17 protein-coding genes are annotated in these 22,440 nt (G+C 44.1%); 9 read left to right on the plus strand and 8 right to left on the minus strand.

The genetic code is table 11. The annotated features are described in order from the left end of the window. Positions 1 to 163 precede the first annotated feature (163 nt). Entirely contained in the window at positions 164 to 961 is a 798-nt protein-coding gene (locus JV36_RS0105805) for a peptidylprolyl isomerase (RefSeq protein ID WP_032096360.1), read from the plus strand. Between the two features lie 184 nt (positions 962 to 1,145). On the opposite strand, the gene JV36_RS0105810 is transcribed toward JV36_RS0105805, so the two are convergent. After that, the gene (locus JV36_RS0105810) at positions 1,146 to 2,264 is read right to left on the minus strand and encodes a zinc-binding dehydrogenase (RefSeq protein WP_152561552.1); all 1,119 of its coding nucleotides are present in this window, start codon (positions 2,262 to 2,264) and stop codon (positions 1,146 to 1,148) included. Between the two features lie 544 nt (positions 2,265 to 2,808). On the opposite strand from JV36_RS0105810, the gene JV36_RS0105815 reads away from it, so the two are divergent. Together JV36_RS0105815 and JV36_RS0105820 are read left to right on the plus strand one after the other, a co-directional pair. Beyond that, a complete protein-coding gene (locus tag JV36_RS0105815; RefSeq protein WP_032096358.1) occupies positions 2,809 to 5,676 on the plus strand; it encodes a M16 family metallopeptidase in 2,868 nt (955 codons plus the stop codon). 305 nt (positions 5,677 to 5,981) lie between these two features. Further along, on the plus strand, positions 5,982 to 7,010 hold the full coding sequence (locus JV36_RS0105820) for a branched-chain amino acid aminotransferase (protein ID WP_268746554.1): 1,029 nt from the start codon (positions 5,982 to 5,984) through the stop codon (positions 7,008 to 7,010). Positions 7,011 to 7,153: 143 nt separating this feature from the next. Here JV36_RS0105820 and JV36_RS0105825 read toward each other — a convergent pair whose 3' ends face one another. Continuing rightward, the gene (locus JV36_RS0105825) at positions 7,154 to 8,944 is read right to left on the minus strand and encodes a GGDEF domain-containing protein (RefSeq protein WP_032096356.1); all 1,791 of its coding nucleotides are present in this window, start codon (positions 8,942 to 8,944) and stop codon (positions 7,154 to 7,156) included. A 252-nt stretch (positions 8,945 to 9,196) separates the two neighbouring features. Next, the gene (locus tag JV36_RS0105830) at positions 9,197 to 9,970 is read right to left on the minus strand and encodes a haloacid dehalogenase type II (RefSeq protein WP_081926545.1); all 774 of its coding nucleotides are present in this window, start codon (positions 9,968 to 9,970) and stop codon (positions 9,197 to 9,199) included. Positions 9,971 to 10,279: 309 nt separating this feature from the next. Between JV36_RS0105830 and JV36_RS0105835 the strand changes: the two genes are divergently transcribed. Further along, positions 10,280 to 10,597 carry a DMT family transporter gene (locus tag JV36_RS0105835; protein WP_032096355.1) on the plus strand — a complete coding sequence of 106 codons (318 nt, stop codon included), beginning with the start codon at positions 10,280 to 10,282 and terminating at the stop codon, positions 10,595 to 10,597. A gap of 53 nt (positions 10,598 to 10,650) precedes the next feature. On the opposite strand, the gene JV36_RS0105840 is transcribed toward JV36_RS0105835, so the two are convergent. Beyond that, complete coding sequence (locus tag JV36_RS0105840) at positions 10,651 to 10,947, minus strand: hypothetical protein (RefSeq protein ID WP_032096354.1); 297 nt, start codon at positions 10,945 to 10,947, stop codon at positions 10,651 to 10,653. Positions 10,948 to 11,389: 442 nt separating this feature from the next. Between JV36_RS0105840 and JV36_RS0105845 the strand changes: the two genes are divergently transcribed. Next, positions 11,390 to 12,592 (plus strand): hypothetical protein, encoded by a 1,203-nt coding sequence (locus tag JV36_RS0105845; protein ID WP_032096775.1) that lies wholly within the window; start codon positions 11,390 to 11,392, stop codon positions 12,590 to 12,592. Then, on the plus strand, positions 12,592 to 13,011 hold the full coding sequence (locus JV36_RS0105850; protein ID WP_032096353.1) for a hypothetical protein: 420 nt from the start codon (positions 12,592 to 12,594) through the stop codon (positions 13,009 to 13,011). Before JV36_RS0105845 ends, JV36_RS0105850 begins: the two co-directional genes overlap by 1 nt. A gap of 11 nt (positions 13,012 to 13,022) precedes the next feature. Here the strand turns inward: JV36_RS0105850 and JV36_RS0105855 are convergent, their stop codons facing one another. The 3 genes from JV36_RS0105855 to zapE all read right to left on the minus strand — a co-directional run bounded on the left by JV36_RS0105855 (position 13,023) and on the right by zapE (position 17,441). Beyond that, positions 13,023 to 15,116, minus strand: coding sequence for an EAL domain-containing protein (locus JV36_RS0105855; RefSeq protein ID WP_032096352.1), 2,094 nt, complete (start codon positions 15,114 to 15,116; stop codon positions 13,023 to 13,025). A 305-nt stretch (positions 15,117 to 15,421) separates the two neighbouring features. Then, on the minus strand, positions 15,422 to 16,144 hold the full coding sequence (locus tag JV36_RS0105860) for a YebC/PmpR family DNA-binding transcriptional regulator (protein ID WP_032096351.1): 723 nt from the start codon (positions 16,142 to 16,144) through the stop codon (positions 15,422 to 15,424). A gap of 199 nt (positions 16,145 to 16,343) precedes the next feature. Further along, complete coding sequence (gene zapE / locus JV36_RS0105865) at positions 16,344 to 17,441, minus strand: cell division protein ZapE (RefSeq protein ID WP_032096774.1); 1,098 nt, start codon at positions 17,439 to 17,441, stop codon at positions 16,344 to 16,346. A 264-nt stretch (positions 17,442 to 17,705) separates the two neighbouring features. Between zapE and JV36_RS0105870 the strand changes: the two genes are divergently transcribed. From JV36_RS0105870 to JV36_RS0105880, 3 genes are all read left to right on the plus strand, one after another. Next, positions 17,706 to 18,143, plus strand: coding sequence for a ZapG family protein (locus JV36_RS0105870; RefSeq protein ID WP_032096350.1), 438 nt, complete (start codon positions 17,706 to 17,708; stop codon positions 18,141 to 18,143). Positions 18,144 to 18,225: 82 nt separating this feature from the next. Next, the gene (locus JV36_RS0105875) at positions 18,226 to 19,593 is read left to right on the plus strand and encodes a DegQ family serine endoprotease (protein ID WP_442853181.1); all 1,368 of its coding nucleotides are present in this window, start codon (positions 18,226 to 18,228) and stop codon (positions 19,591 to 19,593) included. 334 nt (positions 19,594 to 19,927) lie between these two features. After that, positions 19,928 to 21,007 (plus strand): trypsin-like peptidase domain-containing protein, encoded by a 1,080-nt coding sequence (locus tag JV36_RS0105880; protein WP_032096349.1) that lies wholly within the window; start codon positions 19,928 to 19,930, stop codon positions 21,005 to 21,007. Positions 21,008 to 21,171: 164 nt separating this feature from the next. Here JV36_RS0105880 and murA read toward each other — a convergent pair whose 3' ends face one another. Continuing rightward, positions 21,172 to 22,434 (minus strand): UDP-N-acetylglucosamine 1-carboxyvinyltransferase, encoded by a 1,263-nt coding sequence (gene murA / locus JV36_RS0105885; protein ID WP_032096348.1) that lies wholly within the window; start codon positions 22,432 to 22,434, stop codon positions 21,172 to 21,174. Positions 22,435 to 22,440: the final 6 nt, after the last annotated feature.

The following is a 22,440-nucleotide window of genomic DNA, read 5'->3' on the forward strand; positions in this document are numbered from 1 at the left end:
AATAGCGATAGGGCGTGTTGATCTTTGCTGTACCTTTGTGCAGCGGTCTATTTGCCATCGGTAACAGCCTTTAGATAAAAAATGCAGCTTCATCTTTATTTGTAATCGTTTCGGCTTCTACCGTAGAATCAAGCCATTCATTTTTTTATAAGCGTATCAATTGATGTTTACTCTAGCTAAATCAAACTCTTTGCGAGTAGCGGGTGTTTTAGGTCTGTTAATGGCCGGCACAGTGCAGGCCACTGTAGTTGAAGTACGAACCGCACTAGGCAACGTACAAATAAACCTTTTCGATGAAAAGACTCCTGAAACCGTCGAGAACTTTTTGGACTATGTAAACTCAGGAGCCTATGCAAACACAGTGGTACATCGTTTAGAGCCAGGCTTCGTCGCGCAAAGCGGCGGTTTTGTTTATAACGGTATGTTTCCTCTTGATAGCGTACCCACAGGAACGCCTGTTATTAATGAGCCTTTGTTATCTAACGTTCGCGGCACTATTGCAATGGCAAAGCTTGCCAGTTCACCAGATAGCGCCACATCACAATGGTTTATTAACTTATCTGACAACAGCGCAAACCTAGATGTGCAAAATGGCGGGTTTACCGTGTTTGGCCAAGTGTTAGGTAATGGCATGGAGGTACTTGATGCTATTGAAGACCTACCACGTTTTAATTTAGGCGCTGCAGCGGACTCTATTCCGCTGCAAGACTATACCAGCGCCGATGCGAATAATGATGTTGAGGTAACAGGCGACAACTTGGTGATTATTACTGACGTAGTAGTGACAGATAGCGCAACGGTGACCAATCCAGATATTATTCCTGTTGAAAATACGCTGATAGACGCAGTCTCTCCAGATGTTCCAGGCTCTGGCAACAGTTCGTCTGGCGGAGGAAGCTTAGGCTTTTTCTTACTGAGCTTAGCGCTGGTATGTCGCTGCGTTAAGTTTAAGCGCTCATAAACTTCTAGCTGCTTTTGCAAAGCCTTTAGCTTCAATGGAAAGCCTTTAGCGCTACTGTAGAGCCTTTAACTATAAAAAAAGCATTTAGCGGCCAAATAAAAAGCCACCTCTTGGTAAGAGGTGGCTTTTTTAGTATTGCGAAAAATGGCTTCTTCTAAACTCAAGTCAGCCTTATCAACAACATCTATTTCTGAGGATTGATTAAATACTTTTCGCCGGTTTTCTTTGCATTATATTGAGCTATTCTTTCAGGCTGCAATGCCTCTTCTAAGCTTAATACATCAGTAAAGTCGCTCTTAAACGTGGTGTTAATTTCATTTGCCACGCGATGGTGTAGCGCACCCACTTTTTCAGGGGCTAATTTGCCTAAGAAGCGCATTAATAGCCACCCGCCAATTCCCCAAGTCATGCCATAGGCACGGTTTAAGATAGTAGGTGAAAAGTCTAGGCCGCCGTAAATATACACTTGTTTGTTGGCGTCTGAGCCGTAGGTATTAAAACCTTCAGCGTCTTTGCTTCCAACCGCTTCCATTGCCGTTAGAATGTCGCTAACCAACTCGCCCCCACCAATGGCATCAAACGCCAATGTGGCACCGGTTGCTTCAATGGCTTTGTAGAGGTCTTTTTTAAAGCTATCGCTTGACGAATTGCATACGTATTTTGCGCCAATTTCAGTCAATAAATCAGCTTGAGACTGCTTGCGTACTATATTGACCAAAGGCACGCCTTCGGCAATACAAATTTTGTTTAGCATAATACCTAAGTTAGAGGCCGCTGCGGTGTGAACCAATGCACTATGTCCTTCCATGCGCATAGTTTCAACCATACCCAAGGCCGTCAGCGGGTTAACAAACGATGACGCAGCTTGCTGCGGCGTAGTCTCTTCTTTATGAACGATACACGCTTGAACCGGCACGCAGCAGTACTGCGCAAAACAGGCACCTGATAGTACCGCGACCGTTTTACCCAACATAGATTGAGCTGCTTCACTTTCACCGGCAGCCACTACCACGCCAGCACCTTCATTACCGATAGGTAATGACATGTCCAAGCGAGATTTTATACGAGGTAGTAAACCGGGGTGCACGGGTGCCGTTAGCTGACCCTTGTCTGCATCGAAGGTCGCTTCATTCAAATTTGCTGGGCCAAACATAGGCCACATATCCGACGGATTGATAGGTGTGGCTTCAATTTTAACAACAACCTGGTGCGCTTTTGGCTCAGGAATATCCGAGTCAACGAGGTTAATTTCTAGCTGACCTTGCGAAGTAATTTTTGTTAGTAGTTGTTTTGATGTTGTCACAGTAATCATTCTCCGTGTAATTATTTTGAGTAATAGCGTTTGCTTATAACCTTACGCTAGCACTAAGAAAAGCTGCACGCGAATCACTTAGGTGGATAGGCAACCATAAGAATTTTATCGGTATACGGTGCTAACTGGAGTACTTGTGCAGTCAGTTGTACTTTACAAAAACGTACTGTCGTCTCTTTCTAAAACCACCAGCAACTTGTGCCTACTATCAATAGTTACTATTGTAGAGCGACTAGGGCGTGTTGCTCTTTGATGTACATTTTTGCAGCGGTCTGTGAGCTATTTAGACAAGGCGAACGGTTGAAGGTCTAGCGGGCTAAATCGAAACCATTCAACGCAGGATAAATAGCTCACAGGCGCTGCCCGAAGGGGGCGTTATGGAAGCATTTTACTCTTTGTCACAGTCCTTTGACTTAGCCCACTAGGCCTACAGGACTGTTCCGCGATTAAAATGCTTCCATTTAGCCCAAAAATCGTACAAAAAAGATCAACACGCCCTACCATCCACTCAAGAATAAATAGAAGGGATTACTCCATGAAAGCAGGTACTTACCTCTTTGGTATTATTGCTTTGGCAACTGCGGTAACCGCATGTGCTCCTACTGCACCATCCTCTAAGGATAGTGTAAAAAAAGAAGTGAAGGCCGATGAGCCAGGTCTTAATATCGAATACGAGAAATATCAGTTAGACAATGGTTTAACGGTCATTTTGCATGAAGATAAGTCTGACCCTATTGTCTCGCTTGCCACCGTGGTACACGTTGGCTCCAACAGAGAAAAACCTGGAAGAACAGGGTTTGCCCACTTCTTTGAACACATGGCCTTTAACGATTCTGAAAATGTGCCTAAAGGCGCTAATCGCAAAATGATCCCTGAATTAGGTGGGAGTCGAAATGGCGGCACCTGGAGTGACGGTACTATTTACTACGAAGTGGTGCCAAAAGATGCGTTTGATAAGCTGCTTTGGATAGACTCAGACCGTTTAGGCTTTATGATCAATACGGTTACCGAGCCTACTCTTGAGCGCGAAAAACAGGTGGTGAAAAATGAAAAACGTCAGCGCGTGGACAACCGCCCTTACGGCCATACCGACCACGTTATTCGCAAAGCGCTTTACCCCGCTGAACACCCTTACAGCTGGACGGTTATTGGCGATTTAGAAGACTTACAGGCAGCTACGCTGGAAGATGTAAAAGGCTTTTACAACGAGTTTTATACCCCATCAAACGTAACGCTAGTGATTGCCGGTGATATCGACATTGAAGCAACAAAAGAAAAAGTGGCTTATTGGTTTGGCGAAATTGATGCCGGCAAGTCGGTGGCGCCTATAGAGCCTAAGCCAGTGTCGTTAGATAGGGATATTACTTTGGTGCATGAAGATAATTTTGCTCGCCTTCCTGAAATTAGAATTACGCTACCTACTGTTGAACAGTATCATCCTGACGCATACGCTCTTGATATGCTTGGCGAATTATTGGCAGGGTCTAAAGACACACCGCTATACGAGTTACTCGTTACTGAAAAGCAAGTGGCTCCAAATGTATCGGCTTATCACTCTGCGCAGGAAGTTGCTGGTACGTTCACATTGCGAGTACGAGCAAATTCAGGTCAACCTTTAGATGAAGTCCATGCCCTTGTTAAACAAGGTTTAGCTACTTTCAAAGACAAAGGCGTTACCGATGCTCAGCTGACTCGCATACGCGCGCAAACCGAAACCGCGTTTTATGAACAGTTTGAAAGCATTCTTAACAAGTCCCTTCAGCTTGGAATATACAATGAGTATGCACAATCTCCTGATTTTTATCATACTGAAATTGCGCAGATTAACAGTGTCACAACCGAAGACATCATGCGTGTATTTAACCAGTATGTGCTAAACAAGCCTGCCGTTATTACCAACTTCGTTCCTAAAGGCAAAATTGAACTTGCTATGGACAACGCCACTAAGGCAAACGTGGTTGAAGAGCAAATTATAGAAGGGGCAGAAAAGGAGTTTAACGAGTCGGATAACGTCGCATTCAAGCGCACTAACACCAACAACGATCGCAGTGAACCCGCACTAACAGACCTGCCTGCTATTAACGTACCTGATGTGTGGCAGCATACTACTGAATTAGGTATTAATGCTTATGGTATTGAAGATACCGAGCTGCCATTAGTGAATTTCAGCATGCGTTTCCCGGGTGGCCAGCTGCTAGACGCAAGCGGTAAGGAAGGCACATCAGCGCTACTTGCCGATATGTTATTTGAGGGTACTGAAAAAAGAACGGCGGCAGAGTTTGAACAAGCACTTGGTCTACTTGGTGCGTCGGTTAACGTAAGTGCATCGAAGTACGATATTACGCTTCGAGGAAGTGTGCTCGCTAAAAACTACCGCGAGACAATGGCGTTGGTCTCTGAAATGCTAACTATGCCTGCTTTTAAACAAGCTGATTTTGATAGAATAAAACAAGCTCAGCTGACGAACATCAAGCAGAGCTTAAGTAACCCATCGCGCACAGCATTCAACGTTTTCTCTACCAAACTTTACGGCGATAATCACCCATTAGGCGTTGCCACAGGTGGAACGCTCACCAGTATCGATACCATTACATTGGACGATGTTGAGGCCTATTACGCAGCTAACATTAAGCCGCTAGGTAGCCAATACCATAGTGTGGGTGCAGTCGATAAAGCGTCGGTCATTGCCGCACTTTCTTCGTTCAGCGATTGGTCTGGTGCAACGGCTTCACTGCCTAAGCTAAAACCTGCCGTTACATCGGCAGATAGCCGCGTGTTCTTTATTGATATTCCAGATGCAAAGCAATCTGTTATCTATATGGGCAAGCTGCTTCCAAATGCACAAAACGACGACATTTACCCCATTGAATATGCCAACACATCACTTGGCGGTGGAATTAGCGGACGTTTAGCTCAAACATTGAGAATTGAGAAAGGCTACACCTACGGCGCTTATTCGTATGTAAGAGGCGGCCCTTATCATTCAGCATTTATTGCAAGTTCTCAGGTGAGAAGCAATGTAACTAAAGAATCGCTAGAGGAATTCAAACGTCTTGTGGGCGATTACAAAGACACCTTTGACCAGCAAGATTTGTCTGTCATGCAAAACATGGTGATTAAAGGCAATGCGCGAGCGTTTGAAACCTTGGGAAGCAAGTTACGTATGCTAGAGGAGATTAGCGAATACAACCGCCCTGCTAATTACGTAGAGCTACAGCAAAACTACGCACTAAATGCCAACTTAGATGAGGTGCATCGGGTTATCGAGCAGTATATGCAGGAGCCAGCCATGATTTATGTTATTGCGGGCGACGGTAATACTCAGCGAGAAAAGGTAGCTGCATTCGCGGCATCTCTAGACTCGCCTCTGGTAGAACTGGATATTCACGGTACTAAGCTCTAGTTCGCTTTAGTACGCTTTAGTATGCTTTAGACAGCCTAAATACACTGCAATACTGAGAATAAGCCGAAGGCTACAATGTGCCCTTCGGCTGTAGTAGTGAAAAGCCCTAGTACCAAAAGTGCGAGCATCAACAGTGCTAGTATCAAGAGCGCGACTACCTTAAGTCCCTAGCATCATAAAAGCATAGGGCCTTTTCTTTGTGTCGAGAAAGGCCTCAAGTTTACAATTTACATGACAAAGATGATTTCCTTTTGCACATTCTTTTAGCAAACAGGGTAATTTTTGATAAACTCACCGCAGTATTTTTGAGAACACATAAACAGGAAACCCTAATGGCCGTATTCGGTACCGTATTCATGCCTGAAATGGCGCTTACCCGCTTTGAAAACGACGCATGGTCTGAGACTGAGTTTGTCAGTTCAGACGCCATACAAATGCATCCTGGCGCGCATGTTCTTCACTACTCGAGCACATGTTTTGAGGGTCTTAAGGCGTTTAAGCACGAAGATGGCAGTATTAACATTTTTCGTATGGACAAAAATATCGAACGCTTTGCACAAAGCAGTCGTTTACTCAACTTGCCTGAAATAGATAAAGCGCAAGTAGAAGCAATGATTATCGACGTGGTATCGAAGTACAGCTCAGAAGTTCCAGAGCCTCCTGGTTCAATGTATATTCGCCCAACGCATGTAGGTACTGAAGCGTCTATTGGTAAAGCAGCTGCACCGTCGGCCACATCAATGCTATACGTGCTTTTATCACCCGTTGGTGATTATTTTGCCGGTGGTTTAAAGCCGCTTCGTCTTTTACTAGACGAAACGGGTATGCGCTGTGCGCCGCACATGGGTATGGTAAAAAGTGGTGGTAACTACGCCAGTGCATTACCGCCTATTCTAAAGGCAAGAGAAGAAGTGCAGGCCGATCAAATTCTGTTTTGTCCAAATGGTGACGTACAGGAAACTGGCGCGGCAAACTTCTTACTTATCGATGGCAACGAGATCATCACCAAAGGCCTAGATTCTAGCTTCCTGCACGGTGTAACTCGCGCGACAGTTCTACAACTAGCAAAAGACCATGGCATGACGGTAAGCGAAAGAGAGCTTACGGTGAGCGAGCTGCTAGAACGCGCAGCCAAGCCTGGCGCAGAGGCTGCTCTATCTGGTACAGCGGCAGTACTAACGCCTGTGGGCACGCTTATTCACAACGAAAAAGAGTATCAAGTAGGTAACGGCGAAGCAGGCCCAGTTACTATGAAGCTTCGTCAAGCGCTGAACGATATACAGTGGGGCAAGGCAGAAGATACGCATAACTGGTTAGTAAAAATTAATCCGTAACACTAGGCTACTGATTAAGAACGGTTGATTAGGCTCGTTAGATATTTCCTCTCGAGCCGCTATTGACAGCATGGCGAGGGCGCTTGTTGTGCTGTCAGTGTCTCTATCACGGTGCGCTCGTACTATTAAAAGCACGCTTTGGACTACGGCGCACTATACTGCTTCACCTGATTTCTACCACGGGTTTTCGCTTGGAACAGTGCTATGTCGGCCTGTTTATATAGCACATCGTATTGGGCCGCTTTCATACTTCCGATAGCAACACCTATACTTACCGTAACGCTTATATCTTGCGGGCATTCACTGGGTGGAATCATCGCCTCCACGTGTCCTCTCAAACGTTCAGCAAACGCCATTGCGTCAACTTCGCTTTTGTTGAAAGTCATAATGACAAATTCTTCGCCCCCAATACGGGCAAAAATATCATCACTTTGACATAGCGCTTTCACTTCATTAGCCAACGCAACCAGCACTTTATCACCAGCATCGTGACCATGAGTGTCGTTTATGGCTTTAAAATAATCGATATCTAGTAACAGAAAGGCCATGTCTATATTGATGCCCCGTTGACTTCGAAATTTTCGGTCAAGGTAACGACGATTTCCAATTCCTATTAAATAATCCGTTTCTGAGGCATCGATTAACACCTCATTGGCATGCTCCAGTCTAAGTAGTTTTTGTCTTCGCAATAATAATGTGAGGAACAATAATGCGCATATTAATGAGATAACTACAGCAGAAAATAAATAGAACGAGGAATGACGAGCCTCACGCTCTCGTTGTAACAGGCTTTCTTGAAGCTTAATCAACTCTTGTTCGTTTTTAATCTGAGCTTCGAGTTTTTTGATAATACCCGACTGAGTAACAGGCTGAATCGCATTTCGCCTGTCAATATATTCCGCCTGAACTTTTGCTGCTTCTTCGTAGTTTCCTAGCTTTAATTCAAGCATGGCTAAGCTTTCATACAGCGCTATTTCGCTCTCAACTGAGGTCTTGTTCTTAACGGTGACAATGCCCTGGCGATACAAACGCAGCGCATCATCATACCGAGTTAATGACTGGTACAAATCGCCTAACCCGAGATAAGCGGAAGCTAAAGCCTGAGGGTAAGAGCCTGCGCGAGCATTTTCGATAACGTATTTGTACATATCGATAGATTTGGTAATCAATCCTCGCTGTTGATATACGTGCGCCAAACTTACACTAGCTTCGCTGTAGGTGAAGTCAACAATAACATCATCACTGGCAAGAACGCTTTCAAAAATATTTTGTGCCTTATCTAATTGCCGAGACTTTAGGTAAGACATACCCAAACCAACGGTCATATTCATCACCATCTCAGTGTTGTTGGCTTGCTTGTGGATATCCCTCGCCTTTTTAAAATAATCGGCAGCCTCATCGTAATCACCCTGAGAGTTGAGTACGTTGCCTAAATTGCCATAAACCATGGCTAAATCGGCGGTATCTTCGCTACGCTTTGCAAATTTTAGGGCGTCTATATAGAACTTCATGGCATTGTCGTAATCCACAGTCAACTCGTAAAAAACACCAAGAGATCGATTACAAACAGAGAGTAGATGAGGATTGTTCGTGTTACGTGCGGCGGTAATTGCTTGGGTCAGATAGGTAAGAGCTTCTTCATTTTTACCTTGATACATAGTTGCCATACCAAGTAGGCGAGACACCTCAGAGCGGCTCATGTCATCTTTGCTCTCTACGCTTATAGGCAGAGCTTGTGAAGCATAGCGCTCTGCCAAGCTTGGATCTTTGTATAAGTAAGTCGACGATAGCTCAATCAACAAAGGTAACGTAGCAACACTTTTTTCATCAAGCTCAGAAAGTTGCTGCTCTACCGTTGCGATACGCTCTTCATTAGCAACTCCGTACTTAATCGGTAAAATGAGGAACAGAGCGATAATAAATCGATACGCCATTTTTCTTCCAGTTACATGTTATGGACAGTGCTTCTTGTTTTTTATTGGATTGAGAGGAGGCATTAATGCCATAGCCCCTTCTCGCAAGCATAATAGATAGGTTAACCATTGAACAGACGAAATAAAGGTTTCAACTATTTATAGTCGCTTTTGCCTGTTCAAACGTTAGAAAGTGCAACCGTTAGAAAGTGCAACCGTTAGAAAGTGACAGAACCGCGAATAAAAATGCGGTTCTGACCCCCTTTATGTCCTTTATTTTAACGCTGCGAGCATGCGAGCTAAATCATTCACGTCTGACACATTGTAGTTTGGCTTTTCCGCTAACGGAAAAAGGACTTTACCAGGGCGACGGATAAAGGCGGTTTTAAGACCAGCTTTGTTCGCACCTGCAATATCCCAGCCGTGGGCCGCTACCATAAGCGCGTCGCCAGCATCGACGCCCAAGTCATTAAGCGCCCATTGGTAGGTTTTTAAATGAGGTTTAAATACACCCACAGATTCTATGCTGAAGTTAGCATCAAAATATTGGCTTAATTTGGCATTCTTTAGCTGTAATTTAACGCCTTCAAGGGATGAATTAGTTAAGGTTACTAACTTATATCCTTGCGCTTTTAATGCCGCTAGCCCTTCGGCAACATCTGGATGCGCCGGCAAAGAGCGCAGCGGTGTCACGATGGCGGTTCGTGCATTATCGTGTGAAATAACAATATCATTATTTTCTGCCACCATTTCTAACGCTGCAACACCGATATTTCCAAAAGATTGGTATTCGCCTGTCGCTGACACCACTAAAGAATGATGCAACATAGTGGAAAACCACAATGGCAGTAAATCGTCTCGACCATTGAGCGCCTCGCCCACTGAGGTACGCATGTTTTCAAGGTCTAATAAGGTTTCGTTTACGTCAAAAATAATTACTTTAGGCTTTGTGTGTTGAGCCGTTGTCTCTGCTGAATCGTTGGCAAATACGCTGCTATTAAACAGCCAAAATACGCTAAAAAGGGATAGTAGTGTGCGACTCCTCATAATACCTCTGTCTATTTACGTTAAAGGTGAATGTGTATTTACGTTAAAGACGAATAACTTGAACGACCGTTCAAGCCATTCCTAGACTAAATGAAACACCGGGGAAAATCACGGGTTAATTGCAACATGGCGTAAATCACAGCTAAACGCATTGTTGAAATAAATAGAGAAATAGGCGTGTTTTTATCTTTTCAATTTGCCCTTTATAAAGAATCGCTCAGATGCAATCTAGTACGATATATCGAGTGTAATTTTAATATTTAAACGCTAGGCTACGCACCCACACAGCACGTTAAAAAGGAAAGACAAATGAGCTGGATATATTTGATAGTAGCGGGCCTATTAGAAATAGGATGGCCTGTGGGACTTAAGCTAGCACAGGAGGTTGAAACCCGTGTGGTAGGTATTGGGTTAGCCGTTGGCTTTATGGCTGCCAGTGGTTTTTGCTTGTGGATGGCTCAAAAGCACATTCCTATTGGTACCGCATACGCTGTGTGGACAGGCATTGGCGCGGCAGGCACTTTTTTAGTAGGCGTTATGTATTATGGCGACCCATCATCAATTGCGAGATACTGCGGCGTAGCGCTTATTGTTGCCGGAGTGATAGTACTTAAACTCGCTCACTAGAGCTTTTTCACTGTGCTGGCTTACTAAAACTGGCTTACACAAAAGCGTAACCTTTAAATATACAAAGCAATAGACAACAATTTACGCTGGCCTTTTTCTATTTTGCTCACGCTATGCAAATATTTGTCAGGGCGAAAAAAGTAAATGCGATTAAATAAGTTGAAGATAACTTTTTCTGCGCGAAACACACCGCCTCTCTCGGGCTTTTCCAACACAACATTGAATTTATAATAGCGCCCACTTCCCATAGGGTCATTGTGTTCTAACACACGATGACCTTCTTTATAGGTCACCACATTAATGGCGAGCCGCTTAGATGAGAGTAGTGCATTGTTTACAACGTTAGCCACGAACTAGGTTCGCCATATAAGTACAACCAAAATGAATAAAGTAGATAAGATAGTCATTGTCTCAATTCCACACGGTAATGACTACCGCAGACAAAGGTGAGAGAGAGGCTTGTTGGTGCTTTGATATGACGCAAACGCATATGCAGATACCACATTGCCCTTATGTAAAGGCGCGTTACCTCCCCCAATCACTCGGAGTATATCTTCAAAACACCAAGGCTTTTGGCAAATCCAGCAAATTATCGCCCTCTCGCCAAAGTGAACACCCGGTATACCCAATAAAAATAGCTATAAATGAAGCACATCTGCCACAGGTGGATTACACTAGTGTTGCGACATACGTTAAAATGTAAAATAACAACGTGTTTGCTTGGCTTTTGCTTTGTGGCTGAGCTTACTCAATAAAATACATATTCGACTGATACAGCAACAGGTTAACGTTTTGAAAAATACTAGTTTACTTAATAATGCCTTAAGCCTGCTTGCGCTGTGCTGGTGCTCTGCTTCTTTTGCAGACAACAGTGACATAGAATTCTCCGGATTTGCGCGTGCGGTAGGCGGTTATTTAGATACGTCTTCAGCAGAGTATGAGGGCTACGATGACTCAGTCAGTTTTTCAGAAAAGTCATTACTAGGGCTTCAAGCAGATTACACGCTAAATCAGTATTTTTCGGCATCGGTTCAAGTGCTGCTTCACAGCGATGAAGACCGTGAGTCTGGCATTGAGTGGCTGTATCTCACCTATGCGCCAACCGATTCTCTTCAATTTAATATTGGTCGCTTACGCACTCCCTTTTTAAAGTATTCAGACGTCACTGACGTTGGCTTCGCCTACCCATGGGTTAACGCCCCTCAGCAACTTTACAGCAGCTATTTATTTTCTCAGTACGAGGGTGGAAACGCTCGCTATAGAGGGCGATTAGGCAATTTCACTTACGACATTGAAGGGTATTTCGGCCAATACAACGACGAATTAAGAACCAGTGGCATTACCGCAGACGTGAACGTTAATTCGCTTTATGGTGGCGTTTTAGAGCTTAATTATGGCGGCTTTCAGCTTAGAACGGCTGCAGTAGAAGCAAAAACAGTAAAGGCTCAAATAGAGGGAGTGGCTCCTCTTGTTAATGGGTTACAAGCCGCTGGGTTTAATGATATTGCCGACAATTTTATTATTAATGACAGTGCGAGTTCATTTTTACTAGGGGCAAGCTACGACGGGCTCAAATGGTACGCTAGCGCCGAATGGATGAGCGTAAATTCTGATATCGGCACACTAGCTGAACTTGAAAGCTACTATGTCTCGGCAGGCTACTACATTGACAATGTGCTATTGCACGCGACGTTTGCATCTTCAAACCAGTCCGTTAATAACATTGAGAACACCATACCATTTGGGGTTAACCCCGACCTAGACACCCTATTTTTTGCCGTAGAGCAGCTAAACACTTTCTTTCCAACTGATAACCTCGATACGATAACACTCGGCGCGCGTTGGGATTTCAAAACCAACATGGCATTGAAAGCCGAAGTGTCCTTTCTTGATGGTGAAGAAGGCAATACCTCATTTTTCGAAGTGAAAGCGGGAGAGGAAGACTTTGACAGGCAAGCCACACTCTATCAAGTAGCGTTGGAGTGGGTGTTTTGATGAAGCAGGCTCTCCTTCTTTTTGCACTTTTAACACTATCAGTAGCCTCCTTTGCAACTGAGCGTGTGGTGGTGGTGGCCAACATTGCCCAGAGCAGCGTAACGTTAACTAAATCTCAAGTAAGAGACTTATTTATGAGCGGGACTTCTCCCGAGTTATTAACTCTTACGCCAGTGTCGATTGCGCCAGGTGAGCAAAGCAGAACGATATTCAACACACGCATTATTGGATTACCAGAATCTCGCATACAGGCGTACTGGGCACAAATGCGATTCAGTGGACGTTTGACGCCTCCTAAAGAAGTGGAGAGTGCAGAGCAAATGCTAGACTATTTGAGAGCGAATGAAGGCAGTGTCGGTTATTTGCCTGAGTCGACCCAACTACCTGAGGGTTTAAAAGTGGTGTACACCACAAGGTAGATCAGAAGCGCCTATTTCGTCGCAACCTGTTGCTGTAACTGACTAAGCGTAGAGGGCCGGCTATATAGAAAGCCTTGTAATAAATCGCAATCGTGTGCAAGAAGAAAAGTTTCCTGCTCTTCGGTTTCAACACCTTCCGCACACACGGCAAAATTGAGACTTTTTGCCATAGTAATGATAGCAACGGTTATCTTCTCAGACCGCTCAGACTGACCTATTTGACTGACAAACTGCCTATCTATCTTAAGCGTATCGATGTTAAATTCGGTGAGATAGCTAAGTGAGGAATAACCCGTGCCAAAGTCGTCTAGGGACAAATGGCAACCGTACTTTTTTAGCGCCAAAAAAAAACTATTCGCCACACCGAAGTTATTCATATAAGCAGTTTCTGTAATTTCAAACTCAATATGCTGAGCTGAAATCTCTCCGGAGTCTAAACCATTTAAAATATAGCTAGTCACTTCAGTATTATTCAGATCGTGAGGACTTAAATTAATAGACACACGAATATGACTACCAAACCGCGCTATCAACTGTGGCAACTCCTTACAGGTTTGATTAATAACCCATAGCGAAATAAGCGATATTTTGTCGGCTTTTTCTGCAACAGGAATAAATTCAGCAGGAGAAACGTGGCCTAATACTTCATCATGCCAACGAAGCAGTACTTCAACACCTTCAATATTTTTCTGCGGCCCGACTTTTGTTTGATAGGTAAGGTAAAAGCTATCATTTTCTAGTGCGTTAGCAAGACGCATCGATATCTGCATCTTTCGCTGTGTATCTTCAAACATGGCACTGTTAAACCAAACTAGGCGACCTTTGCCTTCTTTTTTGGCGCGGTACATTGCCACATCAGCATTGGTAATTAAGTTGGACGCCTCGTAATGACATTCACTCGCTACAGCAATACCAATACTTAAACTTGAGTCTAACCGCAGTCGGTTAACATCGTGTGCTTTCATTACCGAATCAATGAGGTTTGTCGCGATATGCTCCACATCTCCGTGAGTGCTCACGCTGTCTACAATAACGAGGAACTCATCTCCGCCAAGCCTTCCCAAGGTGGCATTATCTGGCAAGACGTGACTCATGATAGCGCTAATATGTAATAAGAGTTTATCTCCGGTGTCATGACCAAATGAGTCGTTGATATTTTTAAAGCCGTCAACGTCTAAAAACATAAGGCACAATTCGGTATTTTCTCGCTCATTTTTCGCTAACAGCGAGGATAGTATTTTCATTAAGTACTGTCGGTTTGGCAGGCCCGTTAAAACGTCAAAATTGGCAAGGGTTTCTAGCTTTGACTGTTGCTGTTCAAGCAACAGGTTTTTCTGTGCATTCATCTGTGACTGAGATTTGATATTAGCCATCATGTTGTTAAATGCGTGGGACAGTGCTGCAGTCTCTAACTTATTCGTTTCTTCTACCGTGACATCATAACTTTGTTCATCCACTACGCTATCCATTGTTTTTATCAGGTTTTCTAACGGACGTAGGGAACGACGATGGAGTCGTGTAGAAATAAATAATGATAACAGTGTTAGTGCAATAACCGATGGAGCAACTAAAATCACATACCGTTTGCGGTTTTCATGAAGCGCCTCTTGTAAGTTAAACGTGAGAACTAACTTACCCATTGGAAAACTCATTTCACCAATATTTTTGACAACGACAACTTTAGATTCAAGATTATGCATCCCCAAAGACAGTTGGCTGTAATCGCCATTTTCTGGGGTGCGATCAAATTCCATTGACGACTGAGCGACTGCTTCATCGCGACTGTTTTTAGCAACCGATAACCCTGCTGCACCCACATAGCTATTTAGCAGGTTGTTTTCATCATCGTACAAGTTGGCTGTTTCAACGTACTCATATTCTTCAAGTCTAAGCAAGATTTGGGTTTGATTAAATTGGCCTGCAGGCTCGTCGATATAATCAAGCAAATCAATCGCCATATTTTGTGCAATCGCTTCAACTTCTGTTGCTATAAACTCTATATATAGCTTTTCATACACATAAATCGACAGGCTGATAATGAGCGTGCTCACAACCGCTATCGATGTAATGGTAGTAAAAGAAATTTCAAAACGAAGACTTTTCAAAGGTACTCTCTATTTATTTCCAACTCATTAACAGCTGAACATCATTGGCAGACGCTGTCGAAAAATCATTTTGTATATTTTTTGTTTTAACGCTTTGTATTAAGACCAAAAACAGCGCGGTAAATCTCATCCCGACAAAACGGGGCGAATAGTAGCAAAACGTAAAGTGAACACTAATTATACTTTAGATGCTTCCCTTGTTTGCGCAAGTATAGTTGAGCTCACGAGCTGTGAGGTAGTTATTCTTGAAGCACAAAAAAGCCCACTAAAAAGTGGGCTTTGGTAGTCTAATCGACTGCTTTTAATTAATTAGGTGTTATTGCGTTGTGATAAACGTCTTGAACGTCATCACAATCGTTAAGCATGTCCATGAACTTTTCAAACATTGGCATATCATCTTCGCTGATTTCCGTTTCTGTTTGAGGCATCCAGCTCATTTCATCGGCTAAGAAATTGATATCTGGGTACGCTTCTGTAAGCGCAGTTTTAACCTGGTAGAACTCAGTATGTGGCGCGTATACCGTTACCTTGCCATCGTCTACTTCAACGTCGGTCACATCAACATCGGCTTCCATCAACACTTCTAAAATAGCGTCCTCGTCATCACCTTCAAACTGAAACACAGCTTGGTGGTCAAACATGTGAGAAACCGCACCTTGCGCACCAAGTTTTGCATTGGTTTTAGTAAAGCAGTTACGCACCTCAGTGATAGTGCGGTTAGCGTTGTCAGACAAGCAATCGACGATAACCATACAGTTACCAGGCCCGAAACCTTCATAACGCATGGGCTGAAAATCTTCACCAACGCCACCGGCTGCTTTGTCTATTGCCTTGTCTATAACGTGGCCCGGCACTTGGTCTTTTTTAGCTTTTTCCATCAAGCGACGCAGCGATAGGTTCGTGTCTGGATCGGCACCGCCATTTTTGGCGCACACGTAAATTTCTTTACCGTATTTAGAGTAGACCTTGGTTTTCGCGCCAGCTGTTTTTGCCATGGCGTTTTTTCTTACTTCGAATGCTCTTCCCATCTTAAGATTCTCTTCCTCGCAATTTTAGTGCAACTTTGCGTATTTTATCGGGTTGCTGCGTCTGTCTTCACCAATACACTAAATTGGTTAGCAATACGTGTCGCTTCGACACGCGAAACGCAGAAAAATATTGTAAAATTCTACCTAGTTTATGCACAACAATACAGTGTTTATAGCGTTTTACTTTATCCAGTTTGCACTATGGAAGGTGCTCGGTAGCTAGGTATTCATGAGATTGCATTTCTTTCAGCCTACTTAAGCAACGTCTAAACTCGAAGCTTAGCAGGCCTTCAGTGTAGAGTTCTTCTAACGCAACCTGTGCTGAAATAATTAACTTAACGTTTCGCTCATAAAATTCATCAACCATAGCAATAAATCGCCTTGCCACATCATCAGTTCCCCGACCCATTTGTTCAACGTTAGCTAACAATACTGAGTGATAACAGCGGCTAAGCTCTATGTAGTCGCTTTGGCTTCGCGGCCCTTTACATAAACTGCCAAACTCAATCATGAGTACGCCATCGGCGTTTCTCATTGTGGGAATTTGACGATGATTGACATCTATATCTTCGTTTTGTGTACCTGCTTCTGGTGCAAGTTGGGTAAAGTAATTATTCAGATTTTCCGTTGCTTGAGCATCGAGTGGATAATGATAAATCTCAGCTTGTTCAAGGGTTCTCAATCGATAATCGATACCGCTGTCTACATTCACTACGTTAGTGTTTTGGTTAAGTAAGTCTATTGCAGGTAAAAAACGTGCCCGCTGAAGCCCGTTTTTGTAAAGCTCGTTAGGAATGATGTTAGAGGTTGCCACCAGCACAATACCGTGACCAAACAACTCTTCCATTAATGTACCGAGTATCATGGCATCAGTAATGTCTGACACAAAAAACTCATCAAAACATATAACCCGCGCTTCTTTAGCAATTTTAAGCGCAATCGCTTTAAGCGGGTCTTGCGCATTTTTCAGCAATTTTAACTCGTCGTGAATTCGATGCATAAAGCGGTGGAAATGCACACGCATTTTACGATCAAAGGGTAAGCAATCAAAAAAGGTGTCAACAAGGTAGGTTTTACCCCGCCCTACGCCGCCGTAAAAATAGATACCTTTAATGTCTGTCTGAGTATCCTCTTTACCAAAGGCTGCTTTTAACTTGCTTCGCCAGTTCGCTTTGCTTTGTGGTTGAGTAAGTTCATCGTATAAACGTTGAAGCTCTTTCACGGCAGTTTCTTGCGCTGCGTCGTAATGAAAATCGGCTAATTCGAGATCTTGTTGATATTTTTCCCAGGGCGTCATCGCCAAAAACCACTCCGTACGAATGTCAATAGTGGTGCACGCTGCACCGACCTGCTTGAATTTCTTAATTATGACCTTAATTTTAATGAAAATCACGGTAGAATCACTCGTTCACAGTGCGCTATCTCGTAACCATCAGAATTAATGTTTACGAACAATGCGCTTTTCACCTTCGACCTTGCTATATTCAAGGTTTGGTCGAAAGCAGCAAAACCCACGTATCAATGGTTGTGCTGTGGGATGTAGATTGATTCGGAGAATATAATGGAATTGTTAGTATCTCTTGCGTTGTTAGTCGTCGGCTTAATTATCGGCTTTTTTGTCGGTCGTTTTGCTCAGTCGAAAAAAGGAGCAGGTAATGCTGCACAAACAGAGAAGCAAGTAAAAGAGATCCTTGCACAGCAAGCGCAACACCATATACATCAAACGCGTCAAAGCCTTGAAAGTATCGAAGGCCAGTGCGATGTGTTAAAGCAACAACTTGAAGAATATGAAACGCTGCTTGATCAAAGCGGTGATGATAATGATAGCAAGGTCCCTTTTTATGGGGAGCAAGCAACAACCTATTTACGTAATAACTTAAAAGGGTCTGATGGGTCTAAGGTTAAACGTGTTTCAGACACTCAACCGAAAGACTTTGCAAATTCAGGTTCTGGGCTGTTCGTCGGCGGTTCTGGTGAGAATACCGCAGAAAAACAGTAACATCGGGAACTTTTGAAAGGCCACAGACTCTTTTAGTGAGACCATGCTTTATTGCATATAACATTAAGGAGTGTAAGCGAACATGAAAATGTCTTTCCGCCATTGTGTTTTGGCGTCAGCCGTTGTTGTAAGTTCATTAGGCTTTACCGCTACTACGCAAGCGGCGTTGCCTTTCTTTTCTGATAAAAAAGCAGAAGTGCCCTCTCTAGCCCCCATGCTCGAAGAGGCCACGCCTGCTGTTGTAAGTATTGCCGTTGAGGGAACGCAAACATCTCGTCAACGCGTGCCTGAAATGTTCCGCTACTTTTTTGGCGCACCGCAAGAACAAGCACAAGAACGTCCTTTTAAAGGGCTCGGCTCGGGCGTCATTATCGACGCTGATAAAGGCTACGTAGTAACGAATAATCACGTTGTTGATAACGCAGACGAAATTACGGTTAAGTTAACAGACGGTAGAGAGTTTACCGCCAAGAAGCTTGGCGCCGACGAGCAAAGCGATATAGCACTTCTTAAAATCGATCCTGACAATTTAAAAGCACTGCCCTTAGCTGACTCTGATGCCGCTAGAGTGGGCGATTTTGTTGTTGCCATCGGTAATCCATTTGGGCTATCTCAAACTGTAACCTCGGGTATTGTAAGCGCGCTGGGACGCTCTGGTTTAAACATTGGCGGCTACGAAGACTTTATTCAAACCGATGCAGCGATTAACCGCGGTAACTCTGGGGGTGCGTTAGTCAACCTTCATGGAGAACTCGTGGGTATTAACACTGCTATATTCGGCCCTAATGGTGGCAATGTAGGCATTGGCTTTGCCATTCCTGCCAACATGATGAAAAACTTAGTGGATCAAATTGCAGAGTACGGCGAAGTTCGTCGCGGTCTACTTGGCATATTAGGTAGCGATATTGACGCTGGTCTTGCTGAAGCCATGAATACCGAGATTAACCTTGGTGCTTTTGTTAATGAAGTACAGCCAGAATCGGCAGCAGAAGATGCTGGTCTTCAAGCTGGCGACATCATCACTGCAATTAATGGTAGGAAGATAAGCACGTTCCAAGAACTACGTGCGAAAATCGCAAGCATGGGCGCAGGCGCAGAAGTCGAACTAACCGTAATGCGCAAAGGCGATGAGATGAGTGTTGACGTAACCTTAGACGACGCTACAGAACAAACAGTCACCGCAGCGCAAATTCATCCTGCATTAGAGGGTGCGACGCTGACAAACGGTAGCGATGGTGCTGGAAATGCCGGTGTTATTGTTTCTGACATTGAACGAGGCGCACCTGCTGCTCGCATTGGCTTACAATCTGATGACGTCATCATTGGTGTTAACCGCGTTCGCGTGGCGAGTGTAGCGGATTTCCGCAATGCCCTAGACGAAGCAAAAGGGGTAATAGCACTTAATGTGAAACGTGGTAATTCAACCCTGTATTTGGTAATTCGCCAATAAGCACCTCTCTATGTACTGTGAGATGTACTGTGATTTGAAAAATTCACTTTGATGAAATGAACATCGATAAATTAAAGCAGCGCCTCAGGGCGCTGTTTTCGTTTCTATTATTTCTTTCATTCCCCCTCTTCTCAAAGGCCTATAAAAAATAATCTGGGTTAGAGTAGTTTAGTAAATAAAATGATATCCTCATTTCACGAGTTATAATAAATAGCTGTTTCTCGTATCGGTGTGACATTGAGTGAGTGGAAAATTGTTTTTGACAATTAACCCATAACTACAAATACGCTAACGATAAGAGAACACCGTGCTAACTAACAAAAAAGTGTGATCAGTGACAAGCCGCTCAATTATTCGTTTTTTCATTAAATCTGTTGTTCTTGGCGCCGCGGTAGCAGCGCTTCTACTCTTATTCTTGCCCGACTTACGTCAGGGTAATGGCTTTACAAACGGCCTATTTACAGAGCCGTCGGTGAGTGCAAGTAGAGAGAGCTACTTCGCATCACTCAGTCGTTCAGCGCCAGCTGTGGTTAATATTTATAGTGTTAGCATTGAAACCGATGCAGGCCTATTTAGAAATCAACCTCGTGAGCGAGCAAGCTTGGGCTCTGGTGTGATAATGACTGAAAACGGCTATATTCTTACCTGCCATCACGTAGTGGAAAATGCAGACAGTATTTATGTAGCCGTGCAAGATGGGCGAGTGCTAGAAGCGCAGATAGTGGGTAACGACCCGCTTACCGACCTTGCGGTATTAAAAGTTACCGCAGAGAGTCTTAATATTATTCCGCAAGTTGCCGAACCCGATACACACGTTGGCGATGTGGTAATGGCTATCGGTAATCCTTTCGATCTTGGTCAAACTATTACACAAGGCATTGTGAGCCGTGCTGGTCGCAACGGGCTATCGAACTATGTCGACTTCATTCAAACCGACGCCGTTTTAAACCAGGGTAATTCTGGAGGCGCACTTGTTGACAGTAACGGTATTTTGCTAGGAATAACCAATGCTAACTTTCAAGTAAGAGACTCACGAAATAGAGTACGAAACGTTGATGGGATTAACTTTGCAGTTCCTTATGAATTGGCAAAGCGGGTAATGGATGAAATTATTAGTAACGGCAGGGTTATTCGCGGGCAGCTTGGCTTTATAGGCAGCGAAAGACGTAACTTAGCTGGCATACTGGGTATTGATGTGACCGCTGTCGCTAAGGGCAGCCCTGCTGATACCGCAGGATTACAACCCGGAGATATTATTCTGTCTATTGACGGCGTAAGAGCAGAAAGTGCATCAAAAACTCTGGATATGATTGCTGAGACAGAGCCTGGCACCAAGCTTGAGATTGAAATTAGTCGCAATGAAAAATCGATGATATTAACTGCTACCGTGGCTGAACTTCGTACTGGTCAGTAAAGTCTGAGCCAGTAGATAGTATTCGCTAAATCGTAGCAAGCTTTTAAGCAAGGTAAACATAAGAAAGAAACAGACATAAAAAAAGCGCCTTAGGCGCTTTTTTTATGTCTGTTTCGCAGAGAAATAGCTGTGTTCTATTTCTTTACTCTTTATTCCTTTATTCTCTATTCCTTTACGCGTTCAATGATAGCGCCAAGGCCGCCCAGCTTTTCTTCTATGGCTTCATAGCCTCTATCTAGGTGGTAGATACGATTAACGTGAGTCTCACCCTCTGCAATAAGTCCGGCAATCACTAAACTTGCTGACGCTCGTAAGTCGGTGGCCATTACTGGCGCCCCTTTCAGTACTGAGCTTCCTTTAGATACCGCAGAGTTCGCTTCAAGCGCTATTTCAGCACCCATACGCTGCAACTCAGGCACGTGCATAAAGCGATTTTCAAAAATGGTTTCTGTAATAACACCCGTGCCCTCGGCAACGCAGTTAAGCGTAACAAATTGCGCCTGCATATCTGTTGGAAATGCAGGATGAGGCGCAGTTTTCACTCTAACCGCTTTTGGCTTTTGGCCCTTCATATCAAGCTCTATCCAATCCTCACCAACAGTAATGTGGGCACCAGCTTGTTCAAGCTTGTCAATAACGGCATCGAGAGTATCTGGGGCCGCATGCGTACAGCGCACTTTACCGCCTGTCGCTGCTGCTGCCACTAAGAACGTACCTGTTTCAATGCGATCTGGAAGCACGGCATAATCACAACCATTTAGGGTTTCTACGCCTTCAACGGTAATTTTGTCAGTCCCTGCGCCTTTGATGTTAGCGCCCATTTGAATGAGACAGTTAGCAAGGTCAACAATTTCAGGCTCTCTTGCAGCATTTTCTAATATAGAGGTACCGTCTGCCAGTGCTGCTGCCATAAGCAGGTTTTCAGTTGCGCCTACGCTGACCATATCCATAAAGATACGGGCACCTTTTAAACGACCGTCTACATGGGCACGAATATAGCCTTCTTCTACCTCAATGATAGCGCCCATTTTCTCAAGGCCAGTGAGATGGAGATTCACCGGGCGAGCGCCAATGGCACATCCACCGGGCAAAGACACGTTTGCCTTGCCTTGCTTAGCAAGCAAAGGCCCAAGCACTAAAATGGAGGCACGCATGGTTCGAACAAGGTCGTAGGACGCCGTCACACTCTCAAGCGTGCTAGCATCGATTAACACGTCGTTAGGAGATGGCTGAGCTACTTCAACACCAAGCTCGCGCAGTAATGCCGTTGTTGTATTAATATCTCTCAGGCGAGGTACGTTGGTGTAACGACAAGGAGAGTCTGTCAGCAAACTGGTCATCAGTAGCGGCAGAGCCGCATTTTTAGCACCAGAAATTCGCACTGTTCCATTAAGTGCAGGACTCTTTTTAATAACAAGTTTATCCACGAAAAG

This window comes from Alteromonas sp. LOR, assembly GCF_000753865.1.
In the GTDB taxonomy this organism is placed as follows: Bacteria; Pseudomonadota; Gammaproteobacteria; order Enterobacterales; family Alteromonadaceae; genus Alteromonas.